The following is a 19,047-nucleotide window of genomic DNA, read 5'->3' as shown; positions in this document are numbered from 1 at the left end:
GCATTCATCCGACGTCAGTGACAGTCACGATCGGGGGATCGGATGCTCGACCTGTCGACCTCGGGACCCGAGGAGGCACTGCGCGTGGTTCTGGCCGGGGTGCTCGCGCTGTGGATCACCTGGTGGGGCCTGGTCCTGCTGGTGGCGCTGGCCGACAGGCGGCTCGCGGCCCGGCTCGCCCCTCCCCTGCTGCGGGCGCTGCTCGTCACCGGCGCGGTCGTCTCGGTGCAGTCACCCGCGCGAGCGACGCCCGGCGGCGTCGAGACCCTGCACGGGCTCGCCCTGCCCGACCGGCCGCTCACGGCCGCACCGGAACCGAAGCGGCCACCGCCGGAGCCGTCGGCCCACGTCGTGGCTCCCGGCGACAGCCTCTGGTCGATCGTCCGCAGCCGGTCCCCCGGAGCGGACGACGCCAGCGTCGGGGCCGCCGTCGACCGCTGGTACCGCGCCAACCGCGACGTCATCGGCGACGACCCCGACCTCATCCAGCTCGGCCAACGCCTCGATCCGCCAGGAGCACCATGATCACCGCCACCGCACTCGCCACCGATCCGCTCGGGCCACGGCAGGTGCCCCTGCCCTTCGCCCCCTCACCGCCGCTGGTTCCGGTGCCGGCCGAGCGCGGCGACGCCAGCGAGCTGCGGCATCGCTGCGCGCGGTTCACGCAGGCGCTCGCCGAGGTCATCACCGGCATCCGGCCCGTGCGCCAGCTGGGGCCGTGGCTGAGCCGTGACGTCTACGAGCAGCTGCACCGGTACGTCGCGGAGCGGTTCGTCGCCGGCGGCCCGCGCCACAGCCCGCGCGTGGTCTCGGTGCACATCGCGATGGTCGACCCCGCCGCGGCGGAGATCGCAGCCCGGATGGTGCACCGGGGCCGGTCCCACGCGCTGGCGGTCCGGCTGCAGCGCGGTCGCGACCACCAGGGGCGCACGACATGGCGCTGCACGGCGGCCGAGTGGGCGTAGCCCCTCAGCGCGCCGTGCAGGCGTGGGTCAGCGGTTCTTCTTGCGCGACTGGCGAGCGGCCTTGGCCTTGCGGCGTGCGGCCTCCTTGGCCTTGTTCTGGCGCGCCAGCTCGTTCGGGTCGAGCTCCTCGTCGTCGTCGACGACGGACTCCTCGACCGCGATGGCCGAGCCGTCCTCCGACGGCGCCGAGTACGAGAGCTGCTTGGGCGTGGTGTCCGGCTCGAGGCCCTTGGCCGAGATGTGCGGGGGCTCGTCGCCCTCGTCGTCCTCGTCGACCTCGATCTCGACGCTGAGGTTGAACAGGTAGCCCACGGACTCCTCGGAGATACCCTCCATCATCGCGTTGAACAGGTCGTAGCCCTCGCGCTGGTACTCCACCAGCGGGTCGCGCTGGCTGTAGGCGCGCAGGCCGATGCCCTCGCGGAGGTAGTCCATCTCGTACAGGTGCTCGCGCCACTTGCGGTCGAGCACGCTCAGCACGACACGGCGCTCGAGCTCACGGGCGACCTCGTCGCCCAGCTCGGCCTCACGCTTGTCGTAGGCCGACAGGGCGTCCTCGACGACCCGCGCCCGCAGCGTGGGGGCGTCGATCCGCTCCAGTCCGCCGGCCTCCTCGACGACCTGCTCGTGGTCGAGCGAGATCGGGTAGAGGGTGCGCAGCGCGGTCCACAGCTTGTCGAGCTCCCACGACGTGGGGTAGCCCTCGGTGGCCGCGACGACGTAGGCGCCCGTGACGTCCTCGATCATCTGGCGCACGCGCGGCTCGAGGTCCTCGCCCTCGAGCACCCGGCGGCGCTGGGAGTAGACGACCTCGCGCTGGGCGCTCATGACGTCGTCGTACTTGAGGATGTTCTTGCGGGTCTCGAAGTTCTGCGCCTCGACCAGGCCCTGCGCCGAAGCGATCGACTTCGTGACGCGCTTGTTCTCGATCGGCACGTCGTCGGGGATCTTCATCGTCTGCAGGATCCAGTTGACCCACTCGCCCTTGAACAGGCGCATGAGGTCGTCCTCGAGCGACAGGTAGAAGCGGGTGGAGCCCGGGTCGCCCTGACGGCCGGAGCGGCCACGCAGCTGGTTGTCGATGCGTCGGGACTCGTGACGCTCGGTGCCGATGACGGCCAGGCCGCCGGCCGCGACGACCTCGTCCTTCTCGGCCGCCACCTGCTTCTCGATGCGCTCGAGGGCCTCGGTCCAGGCGGCGTCGTACTCGTCGGGGGTCTCGACCGGGTCGAGGCCCTTGCTGCGCAGCTCGGCGTCGGCCAGGAACTCCACGCTGCCGCCGAGCATGATGTCGGTACCGCGACCGGCCATGTTGGTGGCGACGGTGACCGCGCCCTTGTGACCGGCGCGCGCGACGATCGCGGCCTCGCGGTCGTGGTGCTTGGCGTTCAGGACCTCGTGAGCGATGCCCTGCTTCTTGAGCTGCTTGCTGAGCCGCTCGCTCTTGGCGACGCTGGTGGTGCCGATCAGCACCGGCTGGCCCTTGGCGTGACGCGCGGCGATGTCGTCGACGACGGCGTTGAACTTCGCGTCCTCGGTGCGGTAGACGAGGTCGGGCAGGTCGTCACGGCGGATCGGCTTGTTCGTGCGGATGGGCACGACGCCGAGCTTGTAGATCTTGTCGAACTCGGCCGCCTCGGTCATGGCCGTACCGGTCATGCCCGAGAGGGTGGAGTAGAGACGGAAGTAGTTCTGCAGGGTGATCGTGGCCAGCGTCTGGTACTCCTCGCGGATCCGGACGCCCTCCTTCGCCTCGATCGCCTGGTGCAGGCCCTCGTTGTAGCGGCGGCCCTCGAGCAGGCGGCCCGTGTGCTCGTCGACGATCAGGACCTCGCCGTCGATGACGACGTAGTCCTTGTCCTTCTTGAACAGCTCCTTGGCCTTGACGGCGTTGTTCAGGAAGCCGATGAGCGGGGTGTTGACCGCGTCGTACAGGTTCGCGATGCCGAGCTGGTCCTCGACCACGTCGATCGCCTTCTCGGTGACCGCGACGGTGCGCTTCTTCTCGTCGACCTCGTAGTGCTCGTCGATGCGCATCCCGTCGATCATGCGGGCGAACTCGCCGTACCACTTGACCTCGTCCTCGGTGGGGCCGGAGATGATCAGCGGCGTGCGAGCCTCGTCGATGAGGATCGAGTCGACCTCGTCGACGATGGCGAAGTTGTGGCCGCGCTGGACGCACTCCTCGAGGGAGTCGGCCATGTTGTCGCGCAGGTAGTCGAAGCCGAACTCGTTGTTCGTGCCGTACGTGATGTCGCAGGCGTAGGCCTCGCGGCGCTGGGCGGGCGTCTGGCCCGCGACGACGACGCCGACGGTGAGGCCCAGGAAGTGGTGGACGCGGCCCATCATCTCGGACTGGTACTTGGCCAGGTAGTCGTTGACCGTGACCACGTGGACGCCCTTGCCGGACAGCGCGTTCAGGTAGGACGGGAGCGTGGCGACGAGGGTCTTGCCCTCACCGGTCTTCATCTCGGCGATGTTGCCCAGGTGCAGCGCGGCGCCACCGAGGATCTGCACGTCGAAGTGACGCTGGCCGAGCACGCGCGTGGCGGCCTCACGAACCGTGGCGAAGGCCTCGGGCAGGATGTCGTCGAGGGACTCGCCGGCCTCCAGCCGCTCCTTGAACTCGTCGGTCATGGCGCGCAGCTCGGCGTCGCTCATGGCGGAGAACTCGTCGCCCAGGGCGTTGACCTGGTCGGCGATGCGGTCGAGGCGCTTGAGGATCTTGCCCTCGCCGGCCCGCAGGATACTGTCGATGATCTTCGGCACCCGGCCATCCTAGTGCGGGCGGGCACACTCCGTCGCCAGCGTATGAGCCAGATCTCCCCGCTCCCCCACCTCGACGCCCTCCAGCCCCAGCCATCCGGCGAGCCGGTGCAGCTCCTGCGCCAGCTCGGCGGCAGTGGAGTCGGGCGCGTCGGGCTCGGCGAAGGCCCCCGGCACCAGCAGCCGGCCGCGCGCGCGATCGGCCTTGAGGTCGACCCGAGCCACGAGGCGGTCGCCCAGCAGGAACGGCAGGACGTAGTAGCCGTGCACGCGTCGCTCGGCCGGCACGTAGATCTCGATCCGGTAGCGGAAGTCGAAGAGGTGCTCGGTGCGCGTGCGCTCGAAGACCAGCGGGTCGAACGGGCTGAGCAGGGTGCGTGCCTCCACCCGGCGCGGACGCGCCGCCTCGGCGTGCAGGTAGGCCTGCCGCTTCCACCCGTCGATGGTCACCGGCTCGAGCGTGCCGGCGGCGACGAGCGTGCTCACCGCCGCAGCCGTGGGGACGGGCGCCAGACGGAAGTAGTCGCGCAGGCACTGCACGGTCGCGACGCCCAGGGCCCGGGCGGCGTGGCCGACGAGCGTCAGGTGCGCCTCCTCGTCGGACGGCTCGGGCAGGGCGAGCACCCGAGTGGGCAGGACGCGCTCGGGCAGGTCGTACTCTCGCTCGAACGCGGCGTTGCGCCGGGCCGACGACACGCGACCGACGAAGAAGAGGTACTCCAGCGCCTGCTTCGTCTGGGACCAGTTCCAGCCCCAGTGCGTCCGGTCGCGCTCCTGCGCACCGAGCCGGGCCTCCAGCTCGCGCGCCGTGATCGGGCCCCACTGCGCGACCGCCGACTCGACCTGGTCGATCAGGTCGGGATTCTCGTCGGCGGTGCGGGCCATCGCTCCCCACATCCCACGCCCCGAGCGCATCTTGTGGCTCATCGCCGGCCACAGGTCGACGTCGACGAGGGACGCCTCGTGCGCCCAGTACTCGAACAGCAGCCGCGGCGCGCGACCGGCCGCCCGGTGCAGCAGCTCGGTGTCGTAGGGCCCGAGGCGCGAGTAGAGCGGCAGGTAGTGGGCGCGCTGCAGCACGTTGACCGAGTCGATCTGGAAGAACCCGAGCCGCTGGGCGGTGCGGGCGACGTGCTCGCGGCGGACCTCGGCCGGCTGCGAGCGCGTGAACCCCTGGGCGGCGAGCGCGATGCGTCGCGCCTGCAACGCCGAGAGGCGTGGTGTCACAGCACGTCGTCGATGAGCTTGCTGCGGACGGCGTACATGGCCGCCTCCATCCGCGACTTCATCTGCAGCTTCTCCAGGATGTTGCGGATGTGGTTCTTCACCGTGTTCTCGCTGATGAAGAGCTCTCCGGCGATGTCGCGGTTGCTCTTGCCGTGGGCGACGAGGCGCAGCACCTGGAGCTCGCGGGCGGTCAGGCTGGTGGACGGGGCCGGCCCCTTCGCCATGTGCACGAACTCGTCGAGCAGCTTGGTGGCCATGCTCGGGCTGATCAGCGACTGCCCCGCGGCGACGAGCTTGACCGCCTCGGCGACCTGGTCGTACGTGGAGCCGTCCTTGAGCAGGTAGCCCGCTGCACCGGCCTTGATCGACTCGTAGAGGTCGGCCTCGTCGTCGCTGGCCGTGAGCATGATGATGCCGGTCGTGGGAGCCGTCTCCTTGATGGCGCCGCAGATCTCCACGCCGCTGCGACCGGGCATGCGGACGTCGAGCAGCACGACGTCGAACGGCTCCTCCGCGATCCGCTCGAGGGCCGCGTCACCGTCGTCGACGTCCTCGATCTCGAAACCGCCGTCGGCACCGAGGACCATGGTGACGCCCCTCCGGAAGAGCTCCTGGTCATCGACCAGGAGCACCCGGATCGCATCCGCGTTCGTAGTCACGGCACGATCATGCCACGTCCGGGGACTTTCACCCCTCGACCTTGAGCCGAATGACGCCGTAGTCGTAGCCCTTGCGCCGGTAGACGACGCTCGGTCGCATCGAGTCCTTCTCCACGAAGAGGAAGAAGTCGTGCCCGACGAGCTCCATCTCGTAGAGGGCCTGGTCGAGGGTCATCGCGACCGAGGTGTGGTCCTTCTCGCGCACGACCAGCGGCCCGTCGCCCTGCACCTCCATGCTGGCCACCTGGCGCACCAGCGGGTCGCCGGAGTCCTCCTCGGGCGCCCCGGCGACCTGCAGGTCGGCCGTGGCCTCCTCGAGCGTGCCGGGAGCGTGCTTGTCGCGGTGCCGGATCTTGCGGTCGACCACCTTGCGCAGACGCCCCTCCAGCTTGTCGACCGCGGCGTCGAGCGCCGAGTGCTGATCCGTGGAGGCCGCCTCCACCCGGACGGCGGGACCGCGCGAGTGCAGCGTCATCTCCACCTTGGCGGCCTTGTCGTGCTGGCGCGGGTTCTTCTCGTGTGTCACCTCGACCTCGACCCGATTGATCCGCTGGCGACCGTCGAACTTCTCGATCCGCTGGAGCTTCTCGGCGACATGGGAGCGGAACCGCTCCGAGATCTCACTGTTGCGTCCGGTGACCACGATTTCCATGTCCGACTCCTTCTCCAGTGTCCGAGGTTCCGAGCTTCTCGGCTACCTCGACCGTAGCCCGTCGGGAGGGTGACCCGCCACCGCTGCGGACCCCGCCGAGGCCACCACGACCGCCGCCGCTCCGAGTACCTCGACGACCCCTGCCGCCGCGAGTGCACGCGCCGCCTCGCGGGCGGTGGAGCCCGTGGTGACGACGTCGTCGACGACCACGATGGGCCCCCGCGGGACCGCGATCGACCGCATGCTGCCGGCGAGGTTGCGCGATCGTTCGAGGCGGCCGAGGGCGTGCTGGTCACCGGTCTGCCGGACGAGCCTCAGGCAGCCGAGCGAGGTGGCGTCGACGCCGACCGCGCCGAGCGACCGGGCCGCGGCGGTGGCCAGGTCGGCCACGAGGTCGCGACCCCGCTCGCGACGCGACCGGCGCGTGGAGGGCACGGGGACGAGCGTCACCGACCGCTCGGCACCGAGCAGCGTGATGACCGCGGCGGCGAGGTGGTGGGCCATGAGCGCATCGAGCGCGTGGGTGCCGCCCAGCTTCCAGGCCAGCAGCGCGTCGCGGCGCGAGCCGGCGTGGATCCCCGCGCCGACCACGTCAAGGCCCTCGAGCGAGACCCGGGCGGGCTCGGGCGTGAGGGCCGCCGCGCACCGCCGGCAGACCCGGCCTCCGGGCGACCCGCAAAGCGGGCAGGACGCGCCGAGGACGAGGTCGGCCGCCGCCTGCCACCACCGCTCCATCGGCCCAGTGTGGGCGGGCGACGCCGGGCGGACCAGAGCGAACGCCGCACCTGTGGACGGGTCAGGCGATGCCGCGCGCGACGGGCACGTCGACCGGCACCCAGCGCGTGCGGTCGAGCATCCAGACCCCGCCGTCGGCGTCGATCAGGTAGAGGTCGGGCGAGGCGGCCGCGGTCGCGACCAGGCCGACGGGAACGATGTCGGGCAGCAGCTGACCGCCGCCGGGCCACGCGTCGACCGCGCCGGTGCCGTCGATGCGGACCGAGCGGATCTGCGTACCGCGCGGCCCGAGGTGCGCCACCCGCGAGCCGTCGACCCAGACGACCTGGCGCGCGGGGTCCTCGGTGGCCTGCTCGACCGGGCGGGTCAGGCGCACGACCCGGCCCTCGGCCCGCACGACCCCGCCGAGCAGGAGCCGGCCCCCGGCCGTGGCTGCGTAGCGGGCGCCGTCGGGCGAGACGGCGAACGACGAGACGTCGGCGAGGCCCGGGCTCGGCACGAGCGAGAGCGACGTGCCGTCGTGGACCCTCACGCGGGCCCGTCCCCCGGGTCGGTCGACGAGCCAGGCCTGCGCGTCGATGTCGAGCACCGGCCGCAGGAAGCCCTCCCCCGCGACCTCGAGCGGGTCGGAGCCGTCGGCGGCCGTGATGCGTGCCCGGTCGGCCCACACGCCGACCGCGCGGTCCTCCGCGACGACCACGGCGGAGGCGCCTTCGTCGGAGCGACCCCAGGCGCCCGGCACCGGCTGCTGCGCGCGGGGGCCCACCTGGTGCACGATGTCGCCGGCCACCACGTAGGCCCAGCGCCGCGACTTGTCGGGACCGAAGGAGGCCCACCCGCCGGCGTCCTGGACGAGGTCGCCCGTGGGCGCCACGACGGTGCCGTCGCCGGTGATCTGGATGTCCGTGACGGCCGGGACCTGCCTCAGCGTCCACGCGACCTGGGCCGAGATGCGCTTCTGCGTGGTGGTCGACAGCTCGCCGACGCGTCGCGAGAAGTCCACCTGGGCCACCCCGGCCACCACCGGCACGGAGGCGCGCAGGTCGTCGGCGGGCGGCACGGCGGTGGTCAGGCCCGGGGCCGAGTCGGGCTGCGGACCGAGGGCCAGGCTCGTCATGAGGGAGGTGGCCAGCTGGTCGCCCACGACCTCGTGGACCGGCACGGGCACCAGGTGACGGCCGGTCTCGTCGAGGAAGTACAGGTCGAACGCGCGCACGTAGTCCTCGAACCAGTCGCGGCTGACCAGCACCCCGTCGGGTGGGTTGGAGATGCGCCACTGACCGTCGATCCGGGCGAGGTCGAACTCGATCCGGCGGTTCCCGTCAGCAGGCGTCAGGCGGCCCTGCTCGTCGAGTCGCACGTCGGTGGACAGGTCGATCCGGCTCGAGCCGACCGACTCGGAGAACACCTGGGCCTCGGTGTAGACCGTGGTGCCGCCGCCGGGCCGCCACTGCTGCGCCGCCTCCGCCGTGAGGTACTCCGCGGCGACGCGGTGGGTCACCGGGTAGGCGAGCATCGCGTCGAGGAACCCGCGCACGGTCTGGGCCTCGGTCATGCCGGGGATGGGTCCCGACGGGGTGTAGCGCACGGTGCTCTCACCCAGGCCGGCCTCGTCCTCCACGCGCTCGACCGGGCCGGACGTGGGGATGCCCGCGCACCCCGTCAGCAGGGCGGCGACCAGCGTGAGCACCAGGGCGACGGAGCGGCGGCTCATGCGAACACCGACCTCGTGACGGGCGACCAGACGCGCTCACCGGCGACGCGCGGGAGGGTGAGGATGAACTCCGTGCCCTGGCCCTTGCGCGACCAGACCTCGAGCGTGCCGCCGTGGAGGGCGGCATCCTCGCGGGCGATCGCCAGCCCCAGGCCGGTGCCGCCCTGCGACCGCGCCGGGTCGCCGCGCCAGAACCGGTCGAACACGCGCCGCACCTCCTCGGGCTCCATCCCCACGCCGTGGTCGCGGACCGCCAGCGACACGCGGTCGGGCGCCTGCGCGACGATGACCTCCACCCGCGAGGACTGGCTGTAGCGCGCCGCGTTCACGATGAGGTTTCGCACCATGCGGTCCACGCGCCGGATGTCGGCGTCGACGACGGCCGGGACCCCGACGCCCCGCGCACGGCCCACGATCCCCGCCCGCGACAGCACCTCGTCGGCGGCCGCCGCCTTCGCCACGGAGGCCAAATCGACGGGGTCGAGCTCGAGGGTGGCCGCGCCGGCGTCGAACCGGCTGAGGTCGAGCAGGTCGGACAGCAACGCCTCGAAGCGGCCGACCTCGGTGTGCAGCAGCTCGGCGGCACGGGCGGTCTGCGGGTCGAACTTCGGCCGCGCCTCGAACAGAACCTGGCCGGCCATCTGCACGGTCGTCAACGGAGTGCGCAGCTCGTGCGAGACATCGGAGACGAAGCGCTGCTGGAGCCGGGAGAGGTTCTCCAGCCGGCGGATCTGGCTCTGCAGGCTCTCGGCCATCTGGTTGAACGAGGTGCTGAGGCGGGCGATGTCGTCCTCGCCCTTGACGTGCATGCGCTGCTCGAGGTTGCCCGCGGCGAAGCGCTCCGCGATCCGGCGGGCCAGGCGGACGGGCTCGACGACCTGGCGGGCCACCAGCCACGCCACGAGCGTCACCATCACCAGCAGGGCGGCACCGCCGGCGAGCAGCGCCGTGCGCACGAGGTCGAGCGTCTCCTGCTGGTCGGCCATCGAGAAGACGTAGTAGAGCGCGTACTGGTCGTTGGAGCCCTGGGCGGTGACGCGGCCCCCGACCGTCACGACCGGGAGATCGTCGCCGGCACCGAAGGGCGCCAGCTCGGAGAAGGTCCAGAACGTGCCCTGGTCGGCACTCACACGCTCGACGAGCGACTCCGGAACCTCCTCGATCCCCACGTTGCCCGAGGCCCGGACGGGCGCGCCGCCCGCCTCGGCCAGGGGGCCCTGCAGGACGAGCTCGTAGGCGCGGTTCTCGCCGCGCGTGGCGGCCAGCGAGTCGACCAGCTGGGTCAGGGCCGGCGACTGGCGCGCCGGCTCGCTGTCGACCGCCGCGTCGAGCTGGGACTGGGCCTGCTCGAGGCCCGCGCGGGCCTCGGCGATGGCGGCGTCACGCCGGTTGTCGGCCAGGCCGCCGGCGACGTCACGCAGCAGTGCCCAGCCCACGATCATGATGACCGCGATGCTGAGCAGCAGGGTGTTGATGACGACCCGCGTCCGCAGCGAACGGCGCCACAGCCCGACGAGCCGGCGCATCAGTTCGCCGGATCGATCGCCTGGTAGCCGACGCCGCGCACCGTGCGGATGACGCTGGGGTTGTCGGCGTCGTCCTCGATCTTCTGACGCAGACGGGTCATGTGGACGTTCACCAGCTTGGTGTCGCCGGGATGGTGGTAGCCCCACACCTTCTCCAGCAGCGCCTCGCGGCTGAAGACCTGCTCGGGCGCGGAGATCAGGCACGCGAGCAGGTCGAACTCCAGCGGCGTGAGCGAGACCGGGCGGCCGTCACGGGTAACGGTGTGGGCCTGGGGGTCGAGCACGATCCCGCCGAACTCGATCCGTGCGCCCATCGGGTCGCTGCGGCGCAGCCGGGCGCGGATGCGCGCGATCAGCTCGCTGTTGCGGAACGGCTTGGTGATGTAGTCGTCGGCCCCGACGCCGAGCCCGTCGACGATGTCGCGCGTGTCGCCCTTGGCGGTCAGCATCACGATCGGGACGCCCGAGACCTCCCGGATCTGGCGGCACACTTCCATGCCGTCCAGACCCGGGAGCATCCGGTCGAGGAGCACGACGTCGGGCTTGAAGGCCTCGAAGGCCTCCATCACCGCGTCGCCGGTGCGGCACACCGACGTACGGAAGCCCTCGCCCTGCAGGACGATCGTGAGCATCTCGGCCAACGACGCGTCATCGTCGACGACCAGCACCCGATCGTTCTTGGGGCGACGTTGCGACATGCTCAGTAGCGGTAGTGGTCCGACTTGTACGGACCTGCCACGTCGACGCCGAGGTACTCGGCCTGGGCCTTCGACAGCTCGGTGAGCTCGACACCGAGGGCGTCCAGGTGCAGGCGGGCGACCTCCTCGTCGAGGTGCTTGGGCAGCACGTGCACGCCCAGCTCGTACTGGTCGGCCTTGCTGTACAACTCGATCTGCGCGAGCACCTGGTTCGTGAAGGAGTTCGACATCACGAACGACGGGTGGCCCGTGGCGTTGCCGAGGTTCAGCAGGCGGCCCTCGGACAGCACGATGATCTTCTTGCCGTCGGGGAAGATCCACTGGTGGACCTGGGGCTTGATCTCGTCCTTGACGATGCCGGGGATCTTGGCCAGGCCGGCCATGTTGATCTCGTTGTCGAAGTGACCGATGTTGCCGACGATCGCCTGGTGCTTCATCTTCTCGAAGTGCTCGACCCGGATGATGTCGAAGTTGCCCGTCGTGGTGATGAAGATGTCGGCGGTCTCGACGACCGACTCGAGGCGCTTGACCTCGTAGCCGTCCATCGCGGCCTGGAGGGCGCAGATGGGGTCGATCTCGGTGACGATGACGCGAGCACCCTGGCCGCGCAGCGACTCGGCCGAGCCCTTGCCCACGTCGCCGTAGCCGCACACGACGGCGACCTTGCCGCCGATCATGACGTCGGTCGCGCGGTTGATGCCGTCGATCAGCGAGTGGCGGCAGCCGTACTTGTTGTCGAACTTGCTCTTGGTGACCGAGTCGTTGACGTTGATCGCCGGGAAGAGCAGCGTGCCCTCGCGGAAGCGGTCGTAGAGGCGCAGCACGCCGGTGGTGGTCTCCTCGGAGACGCCCTTGATGTCCTTGGAGATGTTCGTCCAGTGCTGCGGCTTGGTCTCCAGCGAGCGGGCCAGGACGCGCAGCACCTCCTTGAACTCCTCGTTGTCGGTGCTGTCCTGCGGCGGCACGGCGCCGGCCTTCTCGTACTCGACGCCCAGGTGCAACAGCATCGTGATGTCGCCACCGTCGTCGAGCAGGACGTTGGGGCCGCCCTCAGCGAAGTCGAAGACCTTCTCGGCCTCGTCCCAGTACTCGGCCAGCGTCTCGCCCTTCCAGGCGAAGACCGGCGTGCCCTGCGGGTCGTCCGGCGTCCCGTTCGGGCCGACGACGACCGCGGCGGCGGCGTGGTCCTGGGTGGAGAAGATGTTGCAGGTCGCCCAGCGCACGTCGGCGCCGAGGGCGGTGAGGGTCTCGATCAGGACCGCGGTCTGGATCGTCATGTGCAGCGACCCGGCGATACGGGCGCCGGCCAGCGGCTTGGTGTCGCCGTAGCGCTCACGCATGGCCATCAGGCCCGGCATCTCGTGCTCCGCGAGCTCGATCTCCTTGCGGCCGTACTCGTGGAGGGACAGGTCCTTGACGCGATAATCCATACCCACCAGCGTACCGGCGAGTACCGAGCCTCAACGAATCGACGCCACACTCACCTCGAGCCGGGCGGCAGGGCGGGCGGGAACCGCAGGAACGGGCGCAGGTGCCACATGCGGTCGAGCAGCGCGTAGGTGCGGTCGGGACCCTCGGGCTTGGCCCGTCCGGTCATCACCGCGTCGTGCAGGAAGGCGACCTCGGTCGCGAGCTGCTGGTACCGGTCGACGGCCTCCGCGGCGATGGGTCCGTAGCGCGCGGCGAACACGCGGGCCTGGCGCCGGCGGCCGAAGCGGACCAGCCACGGCACCTCTGCCGGGTGGAGCCAGCCGCGCCGCGCCATGTCGCCCAGGGACCGGGCCATCACGTCGAACTGGCGCATGCGCAGCACGACAGCCGTGACGCCCAGGCCGAGCAGGAGGCACGCGAGCACGACGTACGCCAGCAGGAAGCCCACGCCGCCCCCGACCACGATCGAGCCGTTCCACAGCGCGTGGAGGCCGACGCTGACGAGGTAGCCCAGCGCCACCAGCCCCCAGCGCTGGGCGCGCGAGGTGCGCGAGACCGACAGGCCGACGGCGATGCCGATCGCCGACGCGAAGAGCGGATGCGCGAACGGGCTGAAGAGCCCGCGGACCACGAACGTGGCGGTCGCCATCTCGGTGCCGGAGTAGGGCACCTCATCGAAGCCCAGGTAGCTGGCGGCGTAGTAGCCGACGTTCTCCATCGCGGCGAAGCCCAGCGCGACCAGGCCCGAGACGATGAGTCCGTCGAGGACCCCGTCGATGATGCGGCGCAGCCGGACGAGCGTGAGCACGACGAACAGGCCCTTGGCGAACTCCTCGGCGACGGGCGCACCGAAGGCGATGAGCCAGTCCTCGCTCATGCCCAGGCGCGACATCCCGATCTCCATCGGCAGAGCGATCGCCACGGCGATCACCGCGCCCCAGACGAACGCGGCCGCCTTGTAGCGGAACGGCTCGGGCTCGACGCGGTCGAGCCACCAGTACATGGCCAGCGCTGCCGGGAGGGGCACCAGGGCGTAGACCACCGCGAGGGAGGCGCCGGTGACCGATCCCGACGTGGAGGCCAGGAAGATCGCGCCGGCGGCGCCGGCCAGGGCGGAGATCCAGACCAGCACGACGAGGAGCTTGCGACCACGCTGACGGAACGGGTCGTCCTCGCGCGGCAGGGCGGCGGGCGCCTCGGTCGTCGTCACGTGGACAGCCTAGAGCGGAGCCACGACACCGAACGCCCCCGATAGTGTGGGCCGCAGGCGCCCGTAGCTCAGCTGGATAGAGCAAGAGCCTTCTAATCTCTAGGTCGCAGGTTCGAATCCTGCCGGGCGCGCCAGCCGAATCGAAGGAGAGAACCGTGAGCGACCTGTTCGAGATCGACCAGACCCAGCGACTTCGCCGCGAGGAGGCCGCCGCCAGGCTGCACGCCCTCGCCGACGCGCTCGCGCGCCACAACTCCGTGGAGTTCGAGAAGAACGGCCACCGCATCACGGTCGACGTGCCCGACGAGGTCGAGCTGACCGTCGAGGTCGAGATCGGTGACGAGAACGAGCTGGAGATCGAGCTGCGCTGGTGACCTGACGGCCGTCAGGACGCGAGCGCGTCCTCGACGGCCGAGCGCACCTCGAAGACGTCATCGAGCTTCTCGCCGTCGACGAACACCGACGGGGTGCCCGTGACGTCGCGCTCCCGCGCGGTCTCGCGTGCCTCGTTCAGCCAGGGCACGAACCTGCGGTCCTGGATGCACGCGTCGGCGCCGGGGACCCCGGCGTCCTGCGCCAGGGCCGCGAGCGCGGTCTCGGACGGCTCTTCGTCACCCGAGGCGTAGCCCGCGCCGAACAGCGCCGACTTCATCGCCCAGAACGCCTCCGCGCCCTGGGCATCGGCGACGCAGAAGGCCGCGTTCATCGCGTCGTGCGCAGGGCCGGTGCCGGCGGTGCCGTCGAGGATCGTCATGGGCATGAAGCGCAACACGATGTCGCCGCGCTCGGCGCGGTCGTCCAGCCACGCACCGTGCTCGGCCTCGAAGTCGGCGCAGTGCGAGCACAGGAAGTCCTCGTACACCTCCACCACCGGCGCGCCGGCCGGCGCGGCACCGGGGTGCTGCACGCCGCCGGACGTCACGTTCCGCGGCTCGACGACCGGACCGTCCGCGGCGTCGTCGCCGCCCAGCGCCGAGAGACCCCAGGCGACCCCGAGCACCAGCACGAGGGCGCCGACGACCGCCGCGAGCGTGAGCGTGGTGCGCTTGCGGCGCTCCGCACGCTCACGCTCGAGGCGAGCCTGCTCGGCCCGGGCGCCCCGCGCCTTGCGGTCGTTCGTCACGTCAGGACTTGGACGCCTCGGCGATCGCGGCCTGCAGCTCCTGCGGCGTGCGCGCCTCGGAGGCCTTGCCGTTGATGTGCACCGTCGGGGTGCCCGAGACCTCGCGCTCGTCGGCCGACTTCTCCTGCATCTCGTCGATCCACGGGACGAACTTCTCGGTGCGGACGCACGACTCGACGTCCGGCGCGCCGGCCTCCTCGGCCAGTTCGATCAGCTCGGCGTCCTCCGGGCCGGCTCCGCCCTCGGCGGGCTGGTTGGCGAACAGCGCGGTGTGGACCTTCCAGAAGGCTTCCGGGCCCTCCTGGTCCACGGCGCACATCGCCACATTGGCCGCGCGGCGTGAGTAGTCGTTCGTGCTCTGGTTGTGCAGGAACGAGAACGGCATGAAGCGCAGGGTGATGGCGCCCGACGCGGCCTGGTCCTGCAGGAACTGGCCACTGAGCTGTTCGAAGGAGCCGCAGGCGGGGCACAGGAAGTCCTCGAACACCTCCATCACCGGAGCGTCGGGCTTCGTCTGTCCCGTGGCCGGGAAGTCGACACCGCCCTCGGTCAGGTTGGCCGGCTCGATGACCTCGGTGCTCTTCGCGTTGTCGTCCGAGAGGGACTTGACGCCCCAGCCTGCGGCGGCGATCAGCACGAGGACCACGACGACGATCGCGACGGTGATCTTGTTGCGCTGCTTGCGCTCGGCCTTCTCGCGCTCCTTGCGCATCTGCTCGGCGCGGGCGGCGCGGGCCTGGCGGTCGTTCGTCACGTGCGGGCTCCTCGGGACATGGACGCGGTACGGCCGGAAGCCTACCCGGTGCGGCCCATCCGTCAGTGGCGCGCACTAGGGTGGCGGGGTGAACGACAAGCTGGTGTGGATCGATTGCGAGATGACGGGCCTGTCGATCCGCGACGACGCCCTGGTCGAGATCGCGGCGCTCGTGACCGACTACGACCTCAACATCCTCGGCGACGGGGTCGACCTCATCATCAAGCCCCCGCAGGCGGCGCTCGAGCAGATGAACGAGGTCGTCACGCAGATGCACACCTCCTCTGGCCTGCTCGACCAGCTGGCCAGCGGCATCACGCTGCGCGAGGCCGAGGAGCAGGTGCTCGAGTACGTCCGCCAGTACGCCACCGAGCCGGGCAAGACTCCGCTCGCCGGCAACTCGATCGGCACCGACCGCGCCTTCCTGGCCCGCGACATGGTCGAGCTCGAGACGTGGCTGCACTACCGGGTGATCGACGTGTCCTCCATCAAGGAGCTGGCGCGCCACTGGTTCCCCCGCGCCTACTTCGCGGCACCCGAGAAGGGCGGCGCCCACCGCGCGCTGGCCGACATCCGCGAGAGCATCGACGAGCTGCGCTACTACCGCCGCACCGTCTTCACCCCCGATCCGGGGGTCGACACCGAGACCGCGCGCGCCGTCGCCGCGGAGATCCTCGGGGGCACCCCCTCCGAGTAGGACCTGCGCGAGACGTCCGGTAGACTCGTCGCGCTGTGCCGCGAGGCGCACATGGTGGGTGTAGCTCAGTTGGTAGAGCACCGGCTTGTGGTGCCGGTGGCCGCGGGTTCAAGTCCCGTCATCCACCCCATGAACGGCCCGGAATCGATGATTCCGGGCCGTTCGTCATGATGGAGTCATGGCCGAGCCGAAGACGCAGCCCACCGACGCCGACGTGGGCGCCTTCCTCGCCGCCGCCACGCCCGCGCGCCGGCGTGAGGACGGTCAGCGGCTGGCCGAGATCGTCGGCGAGGTCACGGGCACCGATCCGGTGATGTGGGGACCGTCGATGGTGGGCTACGGCAGCTACCGCTACGTCTCCCCCGCCAACCCCCGCACCCGCGGCACCTGGCCGAAGGTCGCGTTCTCGCCCCGCAAGGCAGCGCTGACGATCTACGGCCTGAAGGACCGACCCGAGGGCGCCGCGCTGCTTCCCGAGCTGGGCACGTACACCGAGGGCGCGGGCTGCGTGTACGTCAAGAGGCTCGACGACGTCGACCTCGGCGTGCTGCGCCGGCTCGTGGCGATCGCGTGGGAGCGCGAGGACGACCCGGAGCCCTGAGGTCAGGCCAGCCGCTCGCGCACCCAGTGCCCGAGCAGCCGCGCGCAGGCGTCGACCACCGCGGTCCACTCCAGTGCGGAGTCGTCGGCGGCGTCGCTCACGATCTTCACGAGGCGGCACGGCACGCCGGCGCGCTGGCACGCCCGTGCCACCGCGAAGCCCTCCATGTCGACCAGGTGGGCCCGCGCGGCGATCGCGTCGCGGACGACGGGGTCGGTGACGAACAGGTCCCCCGTGGCCAGCACGGTGCCGTCGCCGCCGGCGAGATCGATCTCGTCCACGGCGTCGTGGCCGAGCGCGCGGATCGCGTCGGCGGAGTAGTCGTGGTTCACGACGACCGAGGGCACGAAGAGCCCGGTCAGGCCGGGGCGCAGCGCGCCAGCCGTGCCCACGTTGAGGACCAGCTCGGGACGCAGCGCCGCGATGGCCTCCGTGGTGGCGGCCGCGGCCTCGACCTTCCCGATCCCGGTGAGGACGAGCGGCACCTCCGGGGGCAGGTGGGCAGCCTCGGCCTTCGTCGCCGCGATGACGAGGACCCGGGCCGGGTCGAGCCTCACAGGTGCGCCACCGGGACGACGTCGGGAGCGCCCATGCGCGCCGCGTCGGCGGTCTCGTCGTCGGGCATCGTCTGGCTCTCGCGCTCGGCGTCGACCCGCTTGAGGTAGTGGTCGACCTCGCGCTCGCGCTGGGCGTCGGACCAGTCGAGGACCTCGGCCATGAGCTCGGCCGCCTCCGACGCGCACTCGGTGCCGCGGTGGAACGTCTCGATCGAGATCCGGGTGCGCCGCGCGAGGATGTCGTCGAGGTGGCGGGCGCCCTCGTGCGTGACGCCGTAGACCACCTCGGCGCGCAGGTAGTCGTCCGCGCCGGTGAGCGGCTCGGCGAGGTCCGGTCGGTCGGCGATGAGGTCGAGCACCTCGGTGGCGAGGGTGCCGAACCGGTTCAGCAGGTGCTCGACCCGGCCGACGCCGAGCCCGTGCTGGGCCGCGAGCGCCTGGCGCTGGTTCCACAGGGCGGAGTACCCGTCCGCGCCGAGCAGCGGGATGTCGTCGGTGACGCACTCCGGCACGCGACGGTCGAGCAGCGTGCCCATCTGCTGCACGGCGGCGTCGATCGCGTCCTTCGCCATCACGCGGTAGGTCGTGTACTTGCCGCCGGCGATGACGACGAGCCCCTTCACCGAGGTGGAGACCGCGTGCTCGCGCGACAGCTTGCTGGTGGCCTCGTCCTCGCCGGCCAGCAGCGGGCGCAGGCCGGCATACACGCCCTCGACGTCCTCGGCGAGGAGCGGCTCGACGAGGACCTTGTTGACCTCCTCGAGCAGGTAGGCGATGTCCTTCGCGCTGGCGGCCGGGTGGTCCTTGCTCAGCGACCAGTCCGTGTCCGTCGTGCCGATGATCCAGTGACGCCCCCACGGGATGACGAACAGCACCGACTTCTCGGTGCGCAGGATCAGCCCGGACTCGCCGCGGATCCGGTCGCGCGGCACCACGAGGTGGATGCCCTTGCTGGCCCGGACGTTGAACTGGCCGCGCTCGGCGGCGAAGGACTGCGTCTCGTCGGTCCACACACCCGTGGCGTTGACGACCTGGCGGGCGCGGATCTCGATCTCGCGGCCCGACTCGAGGTCCTTGACCCGCGCGCCGACGACGCGGTCGGCCTCGCGCACGAGGTCGATCACGCGGGTGCGGCTGGCGACGTGGGCGCCGTAGGCCGCGGCCGTGCGCGACAGGAACATCGTGTGGCGGGCGTCGTCGACCTGCCCGTCGTAGTAGTGCAGGGCGCCCACGAGGGCGTCCTTGCGCAGGCCCGGCATGATCCGGCGGGCGCCGGTGCGGGTGAGGTGGCGGTGCCGCGGGACGCCGCGCGAGCGCCCGGACAGCAGCGCCATCGAGTCGTAGAGGGCCACACCGGAGCCGGCGTAGAAGCGCTCCCAGACGCGGTGCGTCAGCGGGTAGAGGAACGGCACCGGCTTCACCAGGTGCGGCGCGAGCTTGTCGATCAGCAGGCTGCGCTCGCCGAGCGCCTCCGCGACGAGGCGGAAGTCGAGCATCTCGAGGTAGCGCAGGCCGCCGTGCACGAGCTTGCTCGAGCGGCTGGAGGTGCCGGAGGCGAAGTCGCGGGCCTCCACGAGCCCCACGGAGAGGCCTCGCGTGGCGGCATCGAGCGCGGCACCACCGCCCACGACCCCGCCGCCGATGACGAGGATGTCGAGGTGTTCCGAGGCCAGCGCGTCGAGCGCCTCCTGGCGGTGCTGCGGGGAGAGGGCAACCGGTCGCATGGACTCCA

General features: G+C 71.2%; 19 protein-coding genes and 2 tRNA genes. 7 read left to right on the top strand and 14 right to left on the bottom strand.

Annotation, left to right across the window (positions count from 1 at the left end; all coding sequences use genetic code 11):
- Positions 1-42: 42 nt before the first annotated feature.
- Both H1W00_RS07740 and H1W00_RS07735 read left to right on the top strand, forming a co-directional pair.
- The gene (locus H1W00_RS07740) at positions 43-525 is read left to right on the top strand and encodes a LysM peptidoglycan-binding domain-containing protein (protein ID WP_181755170.1); all 483 of its coding nucleotides are present in this window, start codon (positions 43-45) and stop codon (positions 523-525) included.
- Complete coding sequence (locus H1W00_RS07735) at positions 522-965, top strand: Rv3235 family protein (RefSeq protein WP_181755169.1); 444 nt, start codon at positions 522-524, stop codon at positions 963-965. Before H1W00_RS07740 ends, H1W00_RS07735 begins: the two co-directional genes overlap by 4 nt.
- A gap of 27 nt (positions 966-992) precedes the next feature.
- Here the strand turns inward: H1W00_RS07735 and secA are convergent, their stop codons facing one another.
- From secA to H1W00_RS07685, 10 genes are all read right to left on the bottom strand, one after another.
- A complete protein-coding gene (gene secA, locus H1W00_RS07730; protein ID WP_181755168.1) occupies positions 993-3,734 on the bottom strand; it encodes a preprotein translocase subunit SecA in 2,742 nt (913 codons plus the stop codon).
- A 9-nt stretch (positions 3,735-3,743) separates the two neighbouring features.
- Positions 3,744-4,958, bottom strand: a complete 1,215-nt coding sequence (locus H1W00_RS07725) for a DNA glycosylase AlkZ-like family protein (RefSeq protein WP_181755167.1) — start codon at positions 4,956-4,958, stop codon at positions 3,744-3,746.
- Positions 4,955-5,617, bottom strand: coding sequence for a response regulator (locus H1W00_RS07720; RefSeq protein WP_286929526.1), 663 nt, complete (start codon positions 5,615-5,617; stop codon positions 4,955-4,957). The genes H1W00_RS07725 and H1W00_RS07720 overlap by 4 nt, the downstream gene beginning before the upstream one ends.
- A gap of 28 nt (positions 5,618-5,645) precedes the next feature.
- Positions 5,646-6,269: a ribosome hibernation-promoting factor, HPF/YfiA family gene (gene hpf, locus H1W00_RS07715; RefSeq protein ID WP_181755166.1), complete on the bottom strand. Its 624-nt coding sequence runs from the start codon at positions 6,267-6,269 to the stop codon at positions 5,646-5,648.
- 42 nt (positions 6,270-6,311) lie between these two features.
- Positions 6,312-7,004: a ComF family protein gene (locus tag H1W00_RS07710; RefSeq protein ID WP_181755165.1), complete on the bottom strand. Its 693-nt coding sequence runs from the start codon at positions 7,002-7,004 to the stop codon at positions 6,312-6,314.
- Positions 7,005-7,065: 61 nt separating this feature from the next.
- Entirely contained in the window at positions 7,066-8,718 is a 1,653-nt protein-coding gene (locus H1W00_RS07705) for an LpqB family beta-propeller domain-containing protein (RefSeq protein WP_181755164.1), read from the bottom strand.
- A complete protein-coding gene (gene mtrB / locus H1W00_RS07700; protein ID WP_181755163.1) occupies positions 8,715-10,244 on the bottom strand; it encodes an MtrAB system histidine kinase MtrB in 1,530 nt (509 codons plus the stop codon). The genes H1W00_RS07705 and mtrB overlap by 4 nt, the downstream gene beginning before the upstream one ends.
- Positions 10,244-10,942, bottom strand: a complete 699-nt coding sequence (gene mtrA / locus H1W00_RS07695) for an MtrAB system response regulator MtrA (protein ID WP_181755162.1) — start codon at positions 10,940-10,942, stop codon at positions 10,244-10,246. The genes mtrB and mtrA overlap by 1 nt, the downstream gene beginning before the upstream one ends.
- Before the next feature lie 2 nt (positions 10,943-10,944).
- Complete coding sequence (gene ahcY / locus H1W00_RS07690; protein ID WP_181755161.1) at positions 10,945-12,372, bottom strand: adenosylhomocysteinase; 1,428 nt, start codon at positions 12,370-12,372, stop codon at positions 10,945-10,947.
- Between the two features lie 50 nt (positions 12,373-12,422).
- Positions 12,423-13,583 carry a PrsW family glutamic-type intramembrane protease gene (locus tag H1W00_RS07685; RefSeq protein WP_181755160.1) on the bottom strand — a complete coding sequence of 387 codons (1,161 nt, stop codon included), beginning with the start codon at positions 13,581-13,583 and terminating at the stop codon, positions 12,423-12,425.
- Between the two features lie 57 nt (positions 13,584-13,640).
- Here H1W00_RS07685 and H1W00_RS07680 point away from each other — a divergent pair.
- Positions 13,641-13,717: transfer RNA gene (locus tag H1W00_RS07680), tRNA-Arg, on the top strand.
- Positions 13,718-13,738: 21 nt separating this feature from the next.
- Positions 13,739-13,957 carry an amphi-Trp domain-containing protein gene (locus tag H1W00_RS07675; RefSeq protein WP_181755159.1) on the top strand — a complete coding sequence of 73 codons (219 nt, stop codon included), beginning with the start codon at positions 13,739-13,741 and terminating at the stop codon, positions 13,955-13,957.
- Positions 13,958-13,968: 11 nt separating this feature from the next.
- On the opposite strand, the gene H1W00_RS16555 is transcribed toward H1W00_RS07675, so the two are convergent.
- Positions 13,969-14,706 (bottom strand): thioredoxin domain-containing protein, encoded by a 738-nt coding sequence (locus H1W00_RS16555; RefSeq protein ID WP_181755158.1) that lies wholly within the window; start codon positions 14,704-14,706, stop codon positions 13,969-13,971.
- Between the two features lies 1 nt (position 14,707).
- On the bottom strand, positions 14,708-15,460 hold the full coding sequence (locus H1W00_RS07665) for a thioredoxin domain-containing protein (RefSeq protein ID WP_181755157.1): 753 nt from the start codon (positions 15,458-15,460) through the stop codon (positions 14,708-14,710).
- An 88-nt stretch (positions 15,461-15,548) separates the two neighbouring features.
- Between H1W00_RS07665 and orn the strand changes: the two genes are divergently transcribed.
- The 3 genes from orn (at position 15,549) to H1W00_RS07650 (ending at position 16,758) form a co-directional block, all read left to right on the top strand.
- The gene (orn, locus tag H1W00_RS07660; RefSeq protein WP_181755156.1) at positions 15,549-16,157 is read left to right on the top strand and encodes an oligoribonuclease; all 609 of its coding nucleotides are present in this window, start codon (positions 15,549-15,551) and stop codon (positions 16,155-16,157) included.
- A gap of 54 nt (positions 16,158-16,211) precedes the next feature.
- Positions 16,212-16,287 (top strand) — tRNA-His (locus tag H1W00_RS07655).
- A 48-nt stretch (positions 16,288-16,335) separates the two neighbouring features.
- Positions 16,336-16,758 (top strand): DUF1801 domain-containing protein, encoded by a 423-nt coding sequence (locus H1W00_RS07650; protein ID WP_181755155.1) that lies wholly within the window; start codon positions 16,336-16,338, stop codon positions 16,756-16,758.
- 2 nt (positions 16,759-16,760) lie between these two features.
- Here H1W00_RS07650 and H1W00_RS07645 read toward each other — a convergent pair whose 3' ends face one another.
- Positions 16,761-17,315, bottom strand: coding sequence for a nucleosidase (locus H1W00_RS07645; protein WP_181755154.1), 555 nt, complete (start codon positions 17,313-17,315; stop codon positions 16,761-16,763).
- Positions 17,312-19,039 (bottom strand): glycerol-3-phosphate dehydrogenase/oxidase, encoded by a 1,728-nt coding sequence (locus H1W00_RS07640; protein WP_181755153.1) that lies wholly within the window; start codon positions 19,037-19,039, stop codon positions 17,312-17,314. Before H1W00_RS07640 ends, H1W00_RS07645 begins: the two co-directional genes overlap by 4 nt.
- Positions 19,040-19,047: the final 8 nt, after the last annotated feature.

Source organism: Aeromicrobium phoceense (assembly GCF_013868155.1).
Classification (GTDB): Bacteria; Actinomycetota; Actinomycetes; order Propionibacteriales; family Nocardioidaceae; genus Aeromicrobium; species Aeromicrobium phoceense.
The sequence above is the reverse complement of the archived record's forward strand: the minus strand, read 5'-3'. Positions and strand labels throughout refer to the sequence as shown.

Excerpts from the sequence above, each read along its gene's own strand:
- H1W00_RS07740 (WP_181755170.1), top strand. The coding sequence starts at position 43 with ATGCTCGACCTGTCGACCTCGGGACCCGAGGAGGCACTGCGCGTGGTT.
- mtrB (WP_181755163.1), bottom strand. The coding sequence starts at position 10,244 with ATGCGCCGGCTCGTCGGGCTGTGGCGCCGTTCGCTGCGGACGCGGGTC.
- H1W00_RS07640 (WP_181755153.1), bottom strand. The coding sequence starts at position 19,039 with ATGCGACCGGTTGCCCTCTCCCCGCAGCACCGCCAGGAGGCGCTCGAC.
- mtrA (WP_181755162.1), bottom strand. The coding sequence starts at position 10,942 with ATGTCGCAACGTCGCCCCAAGAACGATCGGGTGCTGGTCGTCGACGAT.
- H1W00_RS07735 (WP_181755169.1), top strand. The coding sequence starts at position 522 with ATGATCACCGCCACCGCACTCGCCACCGATCCGCTCGGGCCACGGCAG.
- ahcY (WP_181755161.1), bottom strand. The coding sequence starts at position 12,372 with ATGGATTATCGCGTCAAGGACCTGTCCCTCCACGAGTACGGCCGCAAG.
- H1W00_RS07705 (WP_181755164.1), bottom strand. The coding sequence starts at position 8,718 with ATGAGCCGCCGCTCCGTCGCCCTGGTGCTCACGCTGGTCGCCGCCCTG.
- H1W00_RS07710 (WP_181755165.1), bottom strand. The coding sequence starts at position 7,004 with ATGGAGCGGTGGTGGCAGGCGGCGGCCGACCTCGTCCTCGGCGCGTCC.
- H1W00_RS07650 (WP_181755155.1), top strand. The coding sequence starts at position 16,336 with ATGGCCGAGCCGAAGACGCAGCCCACCGACGCCGACGTGGGCGCCTTC.
- hpf (WP_181755166.1), bottom strand. The coding sequence starts at position 6,269 with ATGGAAATCGTGGTCACCGGACGCAACAGTGAGATCTCGGAGCGGTTC.